Origin of the sequence: Flavobacterium sp. PL12 (genome assembly GCF_039123485.1) — a bacterium.
Classification (GTDB): Bacteria; Bacteroidota; Bacteroidia; order Flavobacteriales; family Flavobacteriaceae; genus Flavobacterium; species Flavobacterium weaverense.
In genome coordinates this window covers 1-18,001 of the sequence record NZ_JBANDI010000038.1, presented here as the reverse complement: position 1 = coordinate 18,001, position 18,001 = coordinate 1, and the positions used below count along the sequence as shown (strand labels likewise).

The 18,001-nt window shown below is 32.9% G+C and carries 17 protein-coding genes; 5 read left to right on the top strand and 12 right to left on the bottom strand.

Translation table 11 applies throughout. The features are described from left to right. Positions 1 to 213: 213 nt before the first annotated feature. Positions 214 to 543, top strand: coding sequence for a type II toxin-antitoxin system HigB family toxin (locus tag RCH19_RS14090; protein WP_343023752.1), 330 nt, complete (start codon positions 214 to 216; stop codon positions 541 to 543). A 2-nt stretch (positions 544 to 545) separates the two neighbouring features. Continuing rightward, entirely contained in the window at positions 546 to 902 is a 357-nt protein-coding gene (locus RCH19_RS14085) for a helix-turn-helix domain-containing protein (RefSeq protein WP_343023751.1), read from the top strand. A 314-nt stretch (positions 903 to 1,216) separates the two neighbouring features. Here RCH19_RS14085 and RCH19_RS14080 read toward each other — a convergent pair whose 3' ends face one another. The 4 genes from RCH19_RS14080 to RCH19_RS14065 form a co-directional block, all read right to left on the bottom strand. Then, complete coding sequence (locus RCH19_RS14080) at positions 1,217 to 1,474, bottom strand: Txe/YoeB family addiction module toxin (RefSeq protein ID WP_343023750.1); 258 nt, start codon at positions 1,472 to 1,474, stop codon at positions 1,217 to 1,219. Between the two features lies 1 nt (position 1,475). Then, complete coding sequence (locus tag RCH19_RS14075) at positions 1,476 to 1,730, bottom strand: type II toxin-antitoxin system Phd/YefM family antitoxin (protein WP_343023749.1); 255 nt, start codon at positions 1,728 to 1,730, stop codon at positions 1,476 to 1,478. A 651-nt stretch (positions 1,731 to 2,381) separates the two neighbouring features. Continuing rightward, positions 2,382 to 2,546: a hypothetical protein gene (locus RCH19_RS14070; protein ID WP_343023748.1), complete on the bottom strand. Its 165-nt coding sequence runs from the start codon at positions 2,544 to 2,546 to the stop codon at positions 2,382 to 2,384. A gap of 455 nt (positions 2,547 to 3,001) precedes the next feature. Beyond that, on the bottom strand, positions 3,002 to 3,811 hold the full coding sequence (locus RCH19_RS14065; RefSeq protein WP_343023747.1) for a hypothetical protein: 810 nt from the start codon (positions 3,809 to 3,811) through the stop codon (positions 3,002 to 3,004). Positions 3,812 to 4,034: 223 nt separating this feature from the next. On the opposite strand from RCH19_RS14065, the gene RCH19_RS14060 reads away from it, so the two are divergent. Beyond that, positions 4,035 to 4,241, top strand: coding sequence for a hypothetical protein (locus tag RCH19_RS14060; RefSeq protein WP_343023746.1), 207 nt, complete (start codon positions 4,035 to 4,037; stop codon positions 4,239 to 4,241). A gap of 463 nt (positions 4,242 to 4,704) precedes the next feature. Here RCH19_RS14060 and secA read toward each other — a convergent pair whose 3' ends face one another. From secA to RCH19_RS14040, 4 genes are all read right to left on the bottom strand, one after another. Next, entirely contained in the window at positions 4,705 to 8,046 is a 3,342-nt protein-coding gene (gene secA, locus RCH19_RS14055) for a preprotein translocase subunit SecA (RefSeq protein ID WP_343023745.1), read from the bottom strand. Between the two features lie 84 nt (positions 8,047 to 8,130). Continuing rightward, entirely contained in the window at positions 8,131 to 8,352 is a 222-nt protein-coding gene (locus RCH19_RS14050) for a DUF2795 domain-containing protein (RefSeq protein WP_007138072.1), read from the bottom strand. Positions 8,353 to 8,547: 195 nt separating this feature from the next. Further along, positions 8,548 to 9,117, bottom strand: coding sequence for a cob(I)yrinic acid a,c-diamide adenosyltransferase (locus RCH19_RS14045; protein ID WP_343023744.1), 570 nt, complete (start codon positions 9,115 to 9,117; stop codon positions 8,548 to 8,550). 90 nt (positions 9,118 to 9,207) lie between these two features. Further along, positions 9,208 to 9,894 carry an ABC transporter ATP-binding protein gene (locus tag RCH19_RS14040; protein WP_343023743.1) on the bottom strand — a complete coding sequence of 229 codons (687 nt, stop codon included), beginning with the start codon at positions 9,892 to 9,894 and terminating at the stop codon, positions 9,208 to 9,210. Between the two features lie 369 nt (positions 9,895 to 10,263). Here RCH19_RS14040 and RCH19_RS14035 point away from each other — a divergent pair, with 369 nt between their 5' ends. Then, positions 10,264 to 10,935, top strand: a complete 672-nt coding sequence (locus RCH19_RS14035; protein ID WP_343023742.1) for a DUF6565 domain-containing protein — start codon at positions 10,264 to 10,266, stop codon at positions 10,933 to 10,935. Between the two features lie 77 nt (positions 10,936 to 11,012). Here the strand turns inward: RCH19_RS14035 and RCH19_RS14030 are convergent, their stop codons facing one another. Genes RCH19_RS14030 through RCH19_RS14020 form a run of 3 tightly spaced genes read right to left on the bottom strand, consistent with a single transcriptional unit; the run spans position 11,013 to position 13,148 of the window. Then, on the bottom strand, positions 11,013 to 11,642 hold the full coding sequence (locus RCH19_RS14030; RefSeq protein WP_121926114.1) for a carbonic anhydrase: 630 nt from the start codon (positions 11,640 to 11,642) through the stop codon (positions 11,013 to 11,015). Positions 11,643 to 11,672: 30 nt separating this feature from the next. After that, on the bottom strand, positions 11,673 to 12,452 hold the full coding sequence (locus RCH19_RS14025) for a class I SAM-dependent methyltransferase (protein ID WP_343023741.1): 780 nt from the start codon (positions 12,450 to 12,452) through the stop codon (positions 11,673 to 11,675). A 24-nt stretch (positions 12,453 to 12,476) separates the two neighbouring features. Beyond that, positions 12,477 to 13,148, bottom strand: coding sequence for a DUF1080 domain-containing protein (locus tag RCH19_RS14020; protein ID WP_343023740.1), 672 nt, complete (start codon positions 13,146 to 13,148; stop codon positions 12,477 to 12,479). 213 nt (positions 13,149 to 13,361) lie between these two features. On the opposite strand from RCH19_RS14020, the gene RCH19_RS14015 reads away from it, so the two are divergent. After that, positions 13,362 to 14,915, top strand: a complete 1,554-nt coding sequence (locus tag RCH19_RS14015; RefSeq protein WP_343023739.1) for an SDR family oxidoreductase — start codon at positions 13,362 to 13,364, stop codon at positions 14,913 to 14,915. Positions 14,916 to 15,053: 138 nt separating this feature from the next. Here RCH19_RS14015 and RCH19_RS14010 read toward each other — a convergent pair whose 3' ends face one another. After that, positions 15,054 to 16,916, bottom strand: coding sequence for an ABC-F family ATP-binding cassette domain-containing protein (locus RCH19_RS14010; protein ID WP_343023738.1), 1,863 nt, complete (start codon positions 16,914 to 16,916; stop codon positions 15,054 to 15,056). Positions 16,917 to 18,001 lie beyond the last annotated feature (1,085 nt).

Below are 18,001 nucleotides of genomic sequence, written 5' to 3'. Positions count from 1 at the left end.
TTGGTTGTTTAGCGACTTCAAGATACTGAATTTCAGTATCTTGACCAATATCTAAGTCATTTATTTTACTTTAAATAATTACACCCAACGGGTTAATTAAAAATATTTTTATCCATTCATTAAAAGTATTTTTTACTAATTACTGTTGCTTTTCATAATTTAAATAAAAAATAAAAAGTTTGCAATTTGAAAACTTAAAGGTATATTTGTCAAATGAAAATTCTTGTAAAGAAAACAATTTTATTTAATATCGAAAAATATCCAATTGCAAAAACGCAATTGTTAATTTGGTATAACGAATTTACAAAACTAAATTTTAAAAATTTCAATGAGCTGAAGAGTGTTTATGGAAATGCCAGTATTGTAAATAATGATAGAGTTGTTTTCAATATAAAAGGAAATGATTTTAGATTAGTTGTTTCGATAAATTTTGTGCAAACAGCTTGTTACGTAATTTGGTTCGGTACTCATAAAGAGTATGATAAAATTAATGTTGAAACCGTGGTTTTTGATACAACGATTTTAAATAATAAAAAACAATAACTATGAACTGGAAAGTATTAAAAACAGAAGGAGATTATAATAAAGCTTCGATCAGATTAATGGAGCTATTTCACGCAAAACCCAACACCGTAGAAGGCGATGAACTAGACTTACTTTTAGTTTTAGTGAAAGATTATGATGATAAGCATTATCATTTACCAGAACTTGATGCGTTAGAAGTTATAAAATACAAAATGGAAGAAATGGGTTTGAAGGCAAAAGACCTTGAACCAATTATAGGAAGTAAAGGACACGTTTCGGCAATACTTTCTGGAAAGCGTGAAATTACATTAAAAATGGCTCAAAAATTAAAAAATTATTTCAGTATTCCAGCTGAAGTTTTTCTTCATAGTGTTTAAATCTAGAAGGATGGATTTTTAATTCTCGCAATTTTTTCTACACTGCTACTGAAGTCAAACCTTTTAAAAACCTCTATAGTTTTAAAAACGAACTTATTATCTATAAAAAATAATTGATTTACAAGTGACTAAAAAGTTAAGTTAATCACGATAAAAATCAATCTCCTTTCAGTGCCAAAATAATAGAGGCGTTTTAGACTCTTGATCCCGACCATTCGGGTTGTTGGAACAGGCACGGATTGCAAATCCGCGCTATCAGGTTTATTTTTCGTCTTTCAGACGCAACGCAGCCTTCGCTGTTATCCGTAGCAATATTATTCGTAATGATGTCTACATTTCACAATTTGAATTTCATCATCGATAAATCTGTAAATTAATCTATGTTCATCATCAATTCTTCTTGACCAAAATCCAGCATATTTGTGCTTTAATGCTTCTGGTTTTCCTATTCCTTCAAAAGGGTTTCTTGAAATATCTTTGAGTAGATCATTAATTTTTTTAACTTTCTTCTTGTCAATTTTTTGCCAATACAAATAATCTTCCCAAGATTCATCGACAAATACATATTTCATATTATTCCTCAATTAAATCTTTAGAAAACGCCTTTCCACTCTTAAATTTGTCAATAGCAGAATCTAACCTACTTTCGTTTATTCTGTTTGATAATTCATAATTTGTTGCAATTAGTGAATTATATTCTTCAAGTGAAATAACAACAATCCCCGAATCTTTTCCACGATTTATAATTAGAATTTCAAAGTTTATTGCTACTCTGTCAAAGTAAGATTTAATATCTTTTCTGAAGTCTGAAATATTTGTTACAATCATGATAGTTATAATTTGTACAAGTATATGTACAATATTTTGATTTTTATCAATATTTGTCAAATTATTACAGCTTACTTATACATACATACGTTATAAAGTAGAGTCAATAGATCCACTTTTGAATGGATAGACGAAATTTAAAATTATTATTTACTCGCGCTTCAAATATAAAATTGTTTTTCAAAAGTAATTCTATTCAACAGAATAGCTTTACAGAAGAGCATAAAAGCTCTCAATTAATTGAGATCACCTAGCCCTGATTTTCCCTAAACTTAGGGAGGGATGCTTTTATTTTAGGGAGAAGCGATAGCGGAATCCTAAAATAAAAGATACAGCGTCCAGCAGGACACGAAGTCAGGAGACTTAGCAAAGCTGGAATTTGAAATGGTAATTTAAGATATTGATAATGGTATAAAGTCGTATCAAAATATTGTAGAAAAAGATTGGGAATTAGCACGGATTTCAAATCCGCGCTATTAGTTTAGTTCAGTAACACTAGAATTATTGTAGCAAAAGAACGGGGAATATTATACTAAATAATCTAGCTTATTATGAGAGATGGGCACGGATTTTATAAAACTTCTCAGAATAATTTAAGGTAACAATTAGGCTTAGAATAATTAAGGAAAAGCTAGTTGGAATGGGCACGGATTACAAATCCGCGCTATCGGGTGCTGATGGATCGCCCCAAACATCTTCAAAGTAATCTGGATAAATAAAGTATTTATCAATCAAATCAGTTTCCTTGTCAGCGTTTGTATATTGAAATGGATTTTCTTCAAGTCCAATATGTTGAATATATTCTTTTTTCGTCATTATAATTTGCGTTTTTCAAAAATGAAGCCTCGATTTATTCATTTTCAGCATTTAAACTGAAACAAATCATAAATTTATGACTAAACGAAAATACGATAAAAAATGATAATTTCAATTAATTTGCTAAAGGTTTGAGTTGTTTTTTAAAAGATTTATGTGATTCAAAATTTTATCTTAATGAAATTTTCGGGGTAGTCTGAATATTTTCTGCTGAATTCTCGATTTTCCTTAGCTATGTCCTGTAACGTGTTGCTGCTTTGAGATGGTGGGGAATTCGTGACCGCTAATTTTTCGGATGAACGAAAACTTGATGCGAAATGGTAATTCCACTAAAACCCCACTATATCAAAACAGCTGTTACGGGCTGGTTTTTTTTAGTTTAAAGTTCAAATTTAACCACAATTTCCAACTTTTCTAGTGGCAAAAACAAAATATTATATTTCTTCTTTCAGTATTTATTGAAATTTCAGTAAGGATTTAGTCTCTTCTGCAATTTGGTCTTTATTCTCTATTTGGCCATAAAACTTCAACGCTTTTTGTTTCATTTTTTCGTCATTTTTAATTTCAGAAACTTTGAGCAAACATAATGAATAATGAATTTTAAAGTTTTCATCTTTTTTATAAGTTGAATAGCTTTTTTCCAAATATTCTAAACCCTCACTATATATCTTGTTTTGAGATAATAAAATGCCTTTTAAAAATATTACTTCGTCTTTTATTTTTGGATTTAATAATTTGTATTTTTCAATTGCGATATTTATGTTTTCCAGTCCTTTTTCCACATCTCCGAAAATAGGAGATGTTAATGCGAAGCCATAATAACCTTCTGGGTTTTCGGGAAATAAAGTTATTATTTCATTATATTTTTTTCGGGCAATTTTTAATGATCTTTCTTCACCTAGCCTTAATCCTTCGGATGCTAAATTAATTTTAAATTCTAAAGTTTTTTTTGATATACTGTCAGCCATTATATAACAAGCTATAGCTTTTTTGTCATTCAATAATCTCAAAGTATATCCCGTAAAAAAAATTGCATCACAAAATGTCGAATCGGTTTTATATGCTTTGAAGAAAATATTTGAAGTTATTTTAAGATATTTCGGGTCTAAAGATTTATTTAAATATAAAGTTTCAATACCTAAATTAAAAAGCTTCATTGCTTCGGGATTTTCGGATTTACAATACAGGTTTTTACCTTCAAAGTAATCTTGTGAAAAAGTTAAATTAAAGTTTAGTATTAATAAAGTGACAATAATTTTTTTCATTTTAAATAGATGTGTTTTTTATGCGGTTTTTTGGCTAAACTTGCCTGTAACGTTCCGCAGCTATAAGAAGTGGCAAACTTCGGAAAATTATATTTTCTGTTACCACTAAACGCCTTGCGAAAAATAGACTTGAATAAACCAATAAACTTGCCATTTCTTATAACTGCTGTTGTGCGATGGTGCTTTTAAAAACTAATATTAATCAATTAAATATAAATAAATTATGTCAGTATCAATTTTAGAATGTTTGCAAAATGCCAAATACAATTTAGATAACGCAATTAAAATGCCAATGCTTATGCCTATGGTAAAAGAGCAATTAAACAATGCCGTTGAACTTCTTGACAAAGGATATAGCATTTGGGATGAAGTAGAACCATTATTAGAAAAATACGGTAATGTTGAAAATGTTCCTGAAAAAAAAGATTAATAATTATTGTCGTGATGCTATGCGGTTCGTGTAGCATCTCGCACAACTAGGATATAGGCGAAACAAACATTCGCACATTCACCCAAATATGGGTAGATTGGCGAAGGTTTCTTTCGCTTCATTGATTTTCAAATATATCAATAATTCTCTGTAAATCATCCAAAGAAATTTTTTTTGCTTTTAAGTTTTTTTTGATGGTTTCTGAGTAACCCTAAACGAACTAATCACTACAAAACTCTTAGCCCTGACCGCAGCGAAAAACGCATGCCGGTAGCCAGCCGCTTTTTTCTGGTGGTTGCAGAGCGACTGCAAGAAGCTCCTGCAAGCGCCTAGAAAAATCGTTGGCTACTAAATGCTTTGTAGCGTAGGGCAGGAGTAGCTCCTAAAAAAACTAAAAAAACGAGCATAAAAAAACTCCACTACTTGCGCAGCGGAGTTGGTAATTGTTTAGAAATATAAGAGCTTAGTTAACTAATACCCATTGTCCCGAGGCGATTAAGCTTTCGGCTTTTTTGTATTTCATTTCTTGTATTTGTCCGTTAGCCACATTTTGAACCGTTACGTTATCATTACGATTGATTTTTGGCATATCTCTCGTGATAGTTTCAGTTATTTGACGTGCTTGCGTTTGACCCGCTTCACGGTTTGCAGCTTCACTATTCGGAATTTCGTCCTTACTCAATTCGTAATCTTCTTGCGGAGCAACTTCTACTGCTTCTTGAATCGTTTGATTCTCTTGAGCTGGTAAATCACCTTTAAATAAGAATGAGATAACTTCCTTATTTACATTTTCGATCATTGCTCTAAATAAATTAAAAGCTTCTAATTTGTAAATCAGTAATGGATCTTTTTGTTCGTGTACTGCTAATTGAACTGATTGTTTCAATTCGTCCATTTTACGCAAGTGTTTTTTCCAAGCTTCATCAACGATCGCTAATGTGATATTTTTCTCGAAGTCAGCAACTAGTTGTGCCCCTTCAGAATCGTAAGCCATTTTCAAGTCGGTTACAACATTCAAAGATTTTATTCCATCTGTAAAAGGAACTACTATACGCTCAAATTGATTGTTTTTATCTTCGTAAACATTTTTAATAATAGGGAAAGCTTCTCTTGCGCTTCTTGCTGTTTTCTCAGTATAATATTCTAAAGTAGCTTTATACACTTTTCCTGTCAATTCCATTTCGCTCAATTTATTGAACTCACTTTCAGTAACTGGAGATGTGATAGAGAAATAACGAATCAATTCAAATTCAAAGTTTTTGAAATTATTCGTTCCTTTATTTTGATCTACAATTAGCTCGCAGGTATCATAAAGCATATTAGCAATATCTAATTTTAAACGCTCTCCAAACAAAGCATGACGACGACGTTTGTAAACCACTTCACGTTGTGCATTCATAACATCATCATACTCTAATAAACGCTTACGAACACCAAAGTTGTTTTCTTCTACTTTTTTCTGTGCACGCTCAATAGATTTAGTCATCATAGAATGCTGAATGACTTCACCTTCTTGCAGTCCCATTCTATCCATTACTTTTGCTACTCTTTCAGAACCAAACAAACGCATTAGGTTATCTTCAAGTGAAACGTAAAATTGTGAACTTCCAGGATCTCCTTGACGACCTGCACGACCACGTAACTGACGGTCAACACGACGAGAGTCATGACGTTCTGTACCTACAATTGCTAATCCACCTGCTGCTTTAACTTCGGCAGATAATTTAATATCGGTACCACGACCAGCCATGTTTGTTGCAATTGTAACTACGCCTGGTTTACCAGCTTCTTCAACAATTTGCGCTTCTTGCTTGTGCATTTTTGCATTCAATACATTATGCATAACACCTCTCATTTTTAGCATTCGACTCAATAACTCTGAAATCTCAACTGAAGTTGTACCAATAAGTACTGGTCTTCCTGCTTTTGACAATTCTGTTACATCTTCGATTACTGCATTGAATTTTTCACGAGTTGTTTTATAAATAAAATCCTCTTTGTCGAAACGTGCCATTGGTCTATTAGTAGGTATTTCTACTACATCCAATTTATATATTTGCCATAGCTCACCTGCTTCAGTTACAGCAGTTCCAGTCATACCGCCTAGTTTGTTGTACATTCTAAAGTAGTTCTGTAAAGTAACTGTTGCAAAAGTTTGTGTTGCAGCTTCGATTTTTACATTTTCTTTAGCTTCAATCGCTTGGTGAAGTCCGTCAGAATAACGACGACCATCCATAATACGACCCGTTTGCTCATCTACAATCATGATTTTATTATCCATGATTACATATTCAACATCTTTTTCAAATAAAGCGTATGCTTTTAAAAGTTGTGTCAACGTATGGATGCGCTCACTTTTTACACCAAAATCTTGGAATAATTTTTCTTTTTCTTCAGCTTCAGTATCCTTATCTAATTTTTTCTTTTCAATCGCAGCGATTTCTGTTCCAATGTCTGGAAGTACAAAGAAATCAGCATCTGTATCTCCTGAAAGATATTTAATTCCGTTATCAGATAATTCTACTTGGTTATTTTTCTCTTCGATAACAAAATACAATGCCTCATCAATCTTGTGCATTTCTCTTTTGTTATCCTGCATGTATTGGTTTTCTGTTTTCTGAAGTAATTGCTTAATTCCTTCTTCACTTAAAAACTTAATTAATGCTTTATTTTTAGGTAATGCTCTGTAGGCTCTTAATAATTGAAATCCACCTTCTTTAGTATTTCCTTCTTTTATTAATTTTTTAGATTCTGAAAGAAAACCATTAGCTAACTGACGTTGTAATGCTACTAGGTTTTCAATTTTTGGCTTCATTTCCATGAATTCGTGACGATCTCCTTGAGGAACTGGACCAGAGATAATCAAAGGTGTTCTAGCATCATCAATTAAAACCGAGTCAACTTCATCGACAATCGCATAGTTGTGTTTTCTTTGAACTAGATCATTTGGCGAATGTGCCATATTATCTCTTAAATAGTCAAAACCAAATTCATTATTCGTTCCGTAAGTAATGTCAGCATCATATGCTTTTCTTCTTTCGTCAGAATTGGGTTGGTAATTATCAATACATTCTACGGTCATACCGTGAAATTCAAATATTGGTGCTTTCCAAGTACTATCCCTTTTTGCTAAGTAGTCATTCACAGTAACTAAATGCACACCGTTTCCAGTTAAAGCATTTAAATATAATGGTAAAGTAGCCACTAATGTTTTTCCTTCACCTGTTTGCATTTCCGCAACTTTTCCTTCGTGAAGCACCATTCCACCTATTAACTGAACGTCGTAGTGAATCATGTCCCAAGTAATTTCTTTTCCTGCTGCACTCCAAGTGTTATTCCATATCGAGTTATCTCCTTCTAATGTAATATAACTCTTTGAAGCTGAAAGTTCGCGGTCTTTTGGGGTTGCCGTAACAACTATTTGTGAATTATCTTTGAAACGTCTTGCTGTTTCTTTAACAACAGCAAATGCTTCAGGAAGAATATCCATCAACGTTTTTTCTGAAATATCATAAGCTTCTTTTTCCAGAGCATCAATAGCGATGTAAATATCTTCTCTTTTGTCAATGTCAAGAATACTTTCTACTTCCTTTTTCAAGGCAGCAATTTTCGCATCTTTTTCAGAACGATCTTGCTTTATTTTTTCTTTAAAAAATGCTGTGCGTCCTCTAAGTTCATCATTAGTTAATGACATTAAAGGATTTTCAAAAGTTTTGATTTTGGTAAGATAAGGTTGTAACGCTTTTACATCTTTTTGTGACTTATCGCCAACAAAGACTTTAATAATGCTATTTAGGAAACTCATGATTTGATTTTATTTCTAATTGTATAATTTATTGACTTTAAACCAAAAAAAAGCCTCTTTAGAGACTTTTAATTGGTTTACCTTTTAATATTCATCCTCATTCCAAAGATAATCTTCGTCAGTAGGATAATCTGGCCATATTTCTTCCATTGATTCATATATTTCGCCTTCATCCTCGATAGATTGAAGGTTTTCTACTACTTCTAATGGAGCTCCTGCTCTAATAGCGTAGTCAATAAGTTCGTCTTTGTTAGCAGGCCACGGTGCATCACTTAAATAGGATGCTAATTCTAATGTCCAATACATTTTTTGTCGATTTAGTTTTGTGCAAAAATAAAATTTTTACTCACAAATACAAGTAAAAAATGACTTATTTTTATTTAAAGTTAAGAACGTTTTGCTTTTAGTGTTCAGTGGTCAGATTTTAGTGTTCAGTTAATGCTGAAAACCTATCATAAATCAGATTTTTTAACTGCCGTCTGAATACTTTTTTACTGATCACTACTTCCTCGGTATCCATTGAACCTCGTTAGCTTTTAAGTCATGAGACAACTTTCGTGCCAACACAAAAAGGTAGTCAGAAAGTCTGTTCAAGTATTTAATTGCAATCTCAGCGACAGGTTCATTGTGACTTAAATGTACAGCTAGACGTTCTGCGCGACGGCATACGCAACGTGCTATATGACAATATGACACAGTAGTATGTCCACCAGGAAGTACAAAATGTGTCATTGGCGGCAAGGCTTCTTCCATAGCATCAATTTCATTTTCTAATAATTCTATGTCGGATTCAATTATTCCTAATTTTTTCAATCTCAATTCTCCATTTTTCATTACTTCCTTTTCTGGTGGAGTAGCAAGAATTGCTCCTACAGTAAACAAGCGATCTTGAATTTCAACTAATATTTCCTTGTAATGATCATTCATTTCTTGGTCACGTATCAATCCTATATGAGAATTTAATTCGTCAACCGTTCCATAACTTTCTATTCGAGCGTGATCCTTTGGGACACGAGTTCCGCCAAAAAGGGCTGTTGTTCCTTTGTCTCCTGTCTTTGTATATACTTTCATTTTGATTTCAAATTTTTGATTAGTGATTTTAGTGCGCCGATTTACTACAAAAAGAAAATCGTGGATCTAAAAACATCAATTTGATATTATTTATTTTGTTGTATCGCTTTCGATTATTCCGTCACGCAAGCGAATGATACGATGTGCATAAGCTGCAATTTCTTCCTCATGTGTTACGAGAATAACTGTATTTCCATTAGCATGGATGTCTCCAAATAGCTTCATAATTTCTAATGAAGTTTTACTGTCTAAGTTTCCTGTAGGTTCATCAGCTAAGATAATTGACGGTTTATTTACCAATGCTCTAGCAATAGCGACACGTTGTCTCTGTCCTCCCGATAATTGATTGGGTTGGTGATCCATTCTATCAGCAAGGTTTACTTGCTCTAATACTTCTGTTGCTCTCTTATTGCGTTCTGACTTTGAGAATCCTGCATAAATCATAGGTAAAGCCACATTATCTAAAGCAGTTGTTCGTGGTAAGAGGTTGAATGTTTGGAAAACGAATCCAATTTCTTTATTTCTAATTTCAGCTAACTCATCATCTTTCATCTGGCTCACGTCCTTTCCATTCAAAATATAAGTTCCGGAAGTTGGAGTATCTAAACATCCTAACAAGTTCATTAACGTAGATTTTCCAGACCCAGAAGGTCCCATCAAAGCGACATATTCACCTTTATTAATTTCTAAATCAATTCCTTTAAGAACGTAAACAACTTCGTTACCCAGTACAAAATCTCTTTTGATATTGGTTATTTTTATTAGCGGGTTTGCCATTAGAATGTATGATTTTTAGCCTTAGACGTTGCTTTAGCTGCTATTAATTCAGATTTTAAAAGTACAAAAACTTTTCAACTATTAATAAGTAGTCAATTTTAATATTTGTTACAATTTAAAGTACTGAAATTTAGTGTTTCGAAGCTGCTCAAAATCAGAAATACTATTGTAGTGGCTAAAACTGCTTAAACATTAGTTAAAAAGTTTAAATCAAACCTTATAGAATTAATTTTTAAACTTATATAATTAACGCCATTTCATTTGTTATTTCACAATTAAAATGATTAATTATATAATTATTGGTTAATTGTTGAGTATATTGCAATGTAATCTACATTTGCTTCATAATAATTAATCAAATCAAAAATTATGAAAAGTCAAAAACTAGTATTAGGATTAGCGTTAATCGCAATTGGATTCACATCATGTAAAGATGAGAAAGCTGAACAAGCAGAGAAAAAAGTAGATTCTTATGTAACATACGTAGATTCATTAGGAAATGTTGCAGAAAAAGATGCAGCTGGAAACTGGGAAGGTATTGAGTCTTCTTATCAGTTAAGAGTTGGAGAAGCTGAAGTTGCAATTGCTGATATGAAAGACAATGCAGAAGCTCAAGCAAGAATCGATGCAAGTAAAGCTAAATACGAAACTTTAAAGGCTAAAGTAGAAGCTCAGAAAATGGAAGCTGCTGCGGCTGCAACTCCAAGTACTAAACAAACATTGAGAAATGCATTGTTTGGAGAAGGAAAAATAGGAGATGATATGAATTTTGGATGGGTTAACGCCGCTAATATTCATAATGTATACCAACAATTTGTTCATACTGTTGAAAACAATAAAGATAAATATTCTCGTGAAGACTGGGATGAAGTTAAATTAATGTATGAAGCTTTAGATAGCAGAAAAAATACAGTTGAAAAAGAAGGTCTTTCTTCTGAAGACAATAGAAAAATTGCTGGTTTAAAAATCAAATTCGCACCAATGTATACATTGAACAGAATGGGAGCTAAAACAAGCGAAATGAAAAAAGCTAAAGAATAAGCATTATTTCATTAAAATAGAAAATGACAGTCAGTGATGACTGTCATTTTTTTTGCTATTAACTTTTTTAATAATTACTAGTCAGCAATTTTATATATTTTAGTAATCTCTTTGAAGATGGCATCTACATCAATTTTCAAATCAATAAGCTTTCCTGTGTGAATGTCAAAAACCCAACCGTACACTTTTAGATTTCTTTGCCTATTTGCTCTTTGTACTTCCGCAGTTTTAATAACGTTTATACATTGCTCTTGAACATTGAGTTCAACAAGTCTTTTATACTTTTCGTCTTGATTTTCGATAGCATCTAGCTCATCTCTATGAATTCTATAAACGTCTCTAATGTTCCTCAACCAAGGATTTAAAATCCCTAAATCTGCTTGTTGCATGGCAGCAAGTACACCACCACAACCATAATGACCGCAAACTACAATGTGATTTACTTTTAGACTTGTAACGGCATAGTTAATAACTGACATAGAATTCAAGTCAGTATTAGGAACCATATTAGCAATATTACGGTGTACAAAAACTTTTCCTGGTTCTAATCCCATTAAGTCTTCTGCAGATACGCGGCTATCTGAACATCCAATATATAAAAATTCCGGAGTTTGCCCGTCTGATAATTTTTCGAAATAATTGGCGTCACTTTGTAACTTTTTTGCAATCCAATTGCGGTTGTTTTCAAAAATTTTTTTGATATCCATTTGGTTTATTTAGAATGCAAATATAATAATCTATATGCGAATGATGAAATGTTCTTTTGGTTGTTCTCGTCTAAAAAACACTAATCCCCACTGGAATGTATCTATTGTAACAGTGACTTTTGGATGATTTTTTATTTTTTTCCATGCTTGAGACATTTCTTTAGACCAATGAATATCATCAAAAATCCAAACTGTTTCATTAGTAATGGTAGGAAGTAACAATTCGAAATAATCTAATGTTGCTTGTTTTTGATGATTACCGTCAAAATAAATCAGATCATAAATAGTTTCTTCAGGCGTGCTGTTTTTTAGGTAAGCGCTGAATTCTGTAACGATGATTTCGATATTATTTAATTCGAAATTCCTTAAAGTTTTCTTAGCAACTGCTGAAGTGTTTTCGCAGCCTTCAAGAGTTGTAATATTGGCTACGTTATTTCCCGCAGACAATGCTGAAGTTGCTAATCCTAAGGATGTTCCTATTTCTAAAATATGTTCTGACTGTAAATATTTAGTAATTCTAAACAGTAATTCAGCTCGTTTTTTGCTAACACCTGCCGTTTGTGCAATTTTGCAAACTGCTCTTTGATTCGTTTTGAAAACTTTTGATCCTGCGCCAAAATCAACAACTTGAATGACTTCTTTGCTTGCTAAAAGTGAATTTCTATATTTCTCTAAAAGTTCGTATTCAGGCTTGTACTCTATATTATAAAAACATTTCGTGATCAAATTAAATACAAAAGGGGAATGAACGGCGTGCTCGTTTTTTGAGTGCCAAATAAATTGAAAATAGGATTTAATGGGAAACCACATAGGAATTATTTGCTTCACTATAATTTACTTGCATTTTTTGATAATAACTCTTCTGAAGTCAATTGGGAATCCTTCATACTGCAATAAAATACGTCCGTTTTTTACTGAAGATTCTGTTCCTTTATTAACTAAGTTTCCGTTTAGCTTTTGTTTTACTACGCCATTTTTTACCGTTATCTTAATTTTATTCCATTCTCCAACAGGCTTTTCGGCATTTTTAAAAAATTTTGACTCAACGCTTTTTCCTGCTATGGTTTTCTTTCCTTTCACGTTTAAAGTTACATTTTGTAGTAAAATAAAATCTCCGCTAGCGTTCTCTTTAATCTGAAACTGAATTCCTTTTGGCCATAATTCATCAGCAGTTTCAACAGGAACAAGATACATTAAACCGCTATTTCGGTTATCTGATTTTCGAACGAATGAAGTGTCAGTGTTCCATCTAAATTCTGCTGTCAATTGAAAATTTTCAAAATTTTCTAACGACATTAGATAACCAGCATCTTTTCCATAGAGCCGAATCATATTGTCTTCGACTGAAAATACTTCAGAAGCATTCTCGTGTTTTCCAGTTTTAGGTTCGAATGCATACCATCCTGTTAAATCTTTTTCATTAAAAAGGTTTATTTTTTTTTGCGCATTTGTAGATATTGAACTGATTACGAAGGCGATTAGAAGTAAGCGATATAAGTTATTCATAAGTATTGGATGGAGATTTAACTATTAAAGAACGGTAAAGTAAGTTTTTTTATAAAAAATAAAGTAAAAATAGGTATTAAATTATTCGAACTCGAAAATCTTAATTAGAAATAACATATTTCTATTTGTTATCGTTTTCGCTGAGCGTAAATAGAATCATTTAAAAACTATCTTTGCAACCTTGGAATTTAAGCCAAGATTGAAGTTTTTTTTATGATAGACCAAGAAGAAATGGAAGAGATGACTGCTATAAATTCAGCCGAAATAGAGCGCTGTATTGCAATACTTGCTAAGCTTAATAATGATACGGACCAAATATTTGATATTCCGAAAGAACAAAGAACTGCTTTAATAAAAGCCGCTGGGCAATTTTCTAGACCCGATCGCGATGAACTTTCCCGCAGGAAAAAAGACGGTCGGTTAGTAGCTAAACGTAAAAAAGAAAAGCAAGATAAGACCGCACGTAAGGAAACAGGAATCCGTTATGCACGCGAGGCAAGTGTTTTTGTAGCACCAAAACTGTTGGCTTTTAACGAGCTAGAAAGTAAAGAACAATTAGAACTTGAAACCCCAAGGAATTGTTACGTTTGTAAAACGCCATTTACTAAAATGCATCATTTTTACGATACAATGTGTATGGATTGTGGCGATTTTAATTATGGTAAACGTTTTCAAACTGCCGATGTAAAAGGTCAAGTGGCTGTAATTACTGGTTCTCGCCTGAAAATTGGGTACCATATTACATTGATGCTTTTGCGAGGTGGAGCAACGGTCATTGCGACAACTCGTTTCCCAGTTGATTCAGCTCTCCGTTTTTCTAGAGAACCTGATTTTATGGATTGGGGCGATCGCTTAAAAATTCACGGACTCGATCTACGACATATTCCTAGTGTCGAAATCTTTTGCAATTTTATAGAACAGAAATATGATAGATTGGATATTTTAATCAACAATGCTGCACAAACAGTGCGACGCCCTGCTGGTTTCTATACTCATTTAATGGAGAATGAAGGACGCATGTTAGCTGATTTACCAAAACAAACGCAAAGATTATTGTTAGATCACACGAACTGTCTTGATGAACTTAAAATATTGACATCTGGAGCTTCTTCTAATCAAAATATGCCTGTGACTTGGCATGGACCTGAACCTGGAATTGGTTTGCGGGCTTCTGCCAAATTATCTCAAATTCCTTATTCGTTTGATAATGCGTTAGTGGCAAATGAAGTTTTTCCAGAAGGAGAACTCGATGCCGACTTGCAACAAGTCGATTTGAGAAAAACGAACAGTTGGAGATTGAAATTAGGACAAATAGAAACTACTGAAATGATCGAAGTACAATTGGTAAACTCTGTAGCGCCGTTTGTATTATGCAACCGACTTTCGGAAGTAATGAAAAAAAACAATACAGGAAAAAAGCATATCATAAATGTTTCGGCAATGGAAGGAAAGTTTCATCGTTTTTTTAAAGAAGCGCGACATCCACATACTAATATGGCCAAAGCAGCGCTAAACATGCTTACTCATACTGCAGCTGGAGAGTTAGCCAAAGTTGGAATCTTCATGAATGCAGTTGATACTGGTTGGGTAACCGATGAAGATCCAGCAGAATTAGCCAAAAAGAAACAAGAAGAGGAGGATTTTCAGCCACCATTAGATATCGTCGATGGAGCAGCCCGAGTAATGGATCCATTATTTGACGGTATCAATAGTGGAAAACATTGGTGTGGAAAATTCTTGAAAGATTATAACCCGATTCCTTGGTAGCAATTATCGATATATGTAGTATATGAAAAAAAGAATCCCCAATAATTGAAGACTTTAGAATCTAAAAATATTGGGGATTATAATTATAAAAAACTACTGTATTTCAATTCCCCCGCCGTGTGGCGGGGTTAGGGGAATTTATCCTTCCATTTTAGCGCTCAGTTCGAACCAGCGCTCTTCTTTTGTTTCAATTTTATTAATGATATTTTGTAATTCATTAGCTTTCTTTTCTATACTATCATCAGCTACTTTTCCTTCAGCAAAAAGTTGCTCAATCGAAATTTTTTGAGCTTCTAAATCCTTAATTTCTTTTTCAGTTTTTTGATATTCCTTTTGTTCGTTGAAAGTCAAATTTCCTGTTGGATTATTTTGCTTCCAATCTTTCTTTTCTGCTTTGTTTTCCTCTTTTTGAGCAACATCAGTACTGTCTTCATAAGCTCTAAAATCAGAATAGTTTCCAGGAAAATTTTCAACGACTCCTTGTCCTCTAAAAATAAACAAGTGATCTACAATTTTATCCATAAAATAACGGTCGTGCGACACAACTAGTAAGCATCCTGGATAATCCAGAAGAAAACTTTCTAGAACATTCAAAGTCACAATATCTAGGTCATTTGTAGGCTCATCGAGAATTAAGAAGTTTGGATTCTGAATTAAAACAGTACATAAATACAAACGCTTTAATTCACCACCACTTAATCTATCAACAAAATCATATTGTTTTTTGGAGTCAAAAAGGAAACGTTCCAGCAATTGTGAAGCCGAAATCAATTTACCTTTCATCAACGGAATAAATTCTCCATACTCCTTTATGACATCAATAACACGTTGTCCCGGTTTCGGGTTAATTCCGCTTTGAGTATAGTAACCTAATTTAATAGTTTCTCCAATAACTACTTTTCCACCATCAATAGGCAAGCTTCCAGTCAATAAATTTAGGAAAGTTGATTTTCCAGTTCCGTTTTTACCAATGATTCCAATACGTTCTCCTGGTTGAAAGTCAAAACTAAAATTATCCATGATCACATGATCCTTGAATTTTTTAGAGATTTTGTGAAGCTCGATAATCTTGCTTCCCATGCGCTCCATGTTTATTTCAAGCTCAACTTTATTCTCGCGACGACGACTTTGCGCTTTTTCCTTAATGTCGTAGAAATCATCTTGACGTGATTTAGACTTAGTCGTTCTAGCTTTTGGTTGGCGACGCATCCATTCTAGTTCTTTAACAAATAAGTTCTGCGCTTTATCCACACTCGCATTTTCAGATGCAATGCGTTCCTCTTTTTTCTCTAAATAATACGAGTAGTTTCCTTTGTAGTTGTATAATTTTCCGTTATCAAGCTCAATGATTTCGTTACATACACGTTCCAAGAAGAAACGGTCGTGCGTCACCATAAACAATGTAATGTTTTCTTTAGCAAAATAACTTTCTAACCATTCGATCATCTCTAAATCCAAGTGATTCGTCGGTTCATCCAAGATTAATAAATCAGGACGATTGATCAGGATGATAGCTAGCGATAAACGCTTTTTCTGTCCACCAGAAAGATTTTTTACTTTCAGTTTGAAATCTTCTAATTTCAATTTGAACAAGATTTGTTTGTATTGCGTTTCAAAATCCCAAGCGTTGTGCTGATCCATTCCGTCAAAAGCTTTTTGATAAGCCTCTTCGTCTTCGGGGTTTTCTAATGCTTTTTCATAAGCTTCAATTACTTTCAGAATCTCATTGTCAGAAGCAAAAATGCTTTCTTCAATAGTCAATTCTTCTTGTAGATTATTATTTTGTGATAAAAATGCCATTCTAATCCCTTTCCTCAAAACTACTTGACCAGTATCTGATTCTTCCAAACCATTGATGATACTCATAATTGTAGTTTTTCCAGAGCCATTTTTGGCTATAAAGGCAATTTTTTGGTCTTTATTAATCCCAAAAGAAATGTTTTCAAAAAGTGTTCTTTCTCCAAAAGACTTGGATATGTTTTCAACTGATAAGTAATTCACAATGCTAATTTTTTTGCAAAAGTAAGCTATTAAATGACTAATACCGAATTGTTTATTTTTAACTGGCTTTTTGTAAATCGTGTAGCCTCATATTTTGCTAATAATGAAGGGGAATAGTATAATATGTCATTACGATATTGTTCTATTTTGAATTTTTAAGTAATGGTGAAGCAATAGAGATGCTACTAACTTTGCATTTTAAGTTTAGATCGTTTTGGGCGTTTCCCTTAACAAAAGAGGTGCTATTACTTTCTTGAGTAATAGCACCTCTTTTGTAAAGGGTCGGGCTATCCGCTGCAAGTCCTCGCAAAGTTCCGTTGCACTTTACTTTCCTGCGGGCTTTTCACTATTATCCCTAACGCGAACCAATAGTTTTCATGATTGTCGCTAGTCCTTCATATAAGGTACAATTAAAAACCTTCATTAATTATTCAAAATCATTAACTGCGTTTTCAATAACTAGCCGTTAACATCTATATAATGATTATAACTTAGCTTCAAATGATCTTCGACGGTTTTACCAGTAGTTCGGCACTCCTATATATAAGGTCTGATTTAAAATAAGCTTTTATTTTTAGTGTCTATTATCACAATTTTTAAACTTGTGACTAAGTATAATCGCATCCTATATGAGTAAGTACTACGTAATATAGATGTAACGTTTTTAGAGTATGTTGTCTATACATAATAGGTGTCGCTTATAATATTTGGAATCATATGTATGTTTGTGAAAAGAGAAATGATATAATTGATTATAATCACTAGTAAAAGTGAGCTAATTTTATGTTTTTGCTGCTATGTTGAGCCAAACGGTGTAAGTAGCTATTAAAATTCCATTTCAATATTCACATTTACAGTGAGTTAAAAATAATCTTCAACAAATCTTAAAAAAAGTCACAAAAAAAGCTTGTTTAACGGTATAAACGTTGTAGTTTTGCACCCGCAACAGCGCAGACGTTCTTACTTAAATAATGGAAATCGAATCAAAACTAAGGCGAAAGTTTTAGAAAAAAGATTTGGCAGAAATAAAAGAAGTAATTACATTTGCACCCCGCCACGGCGGGAGCAAGTTCTTAGACAGATTG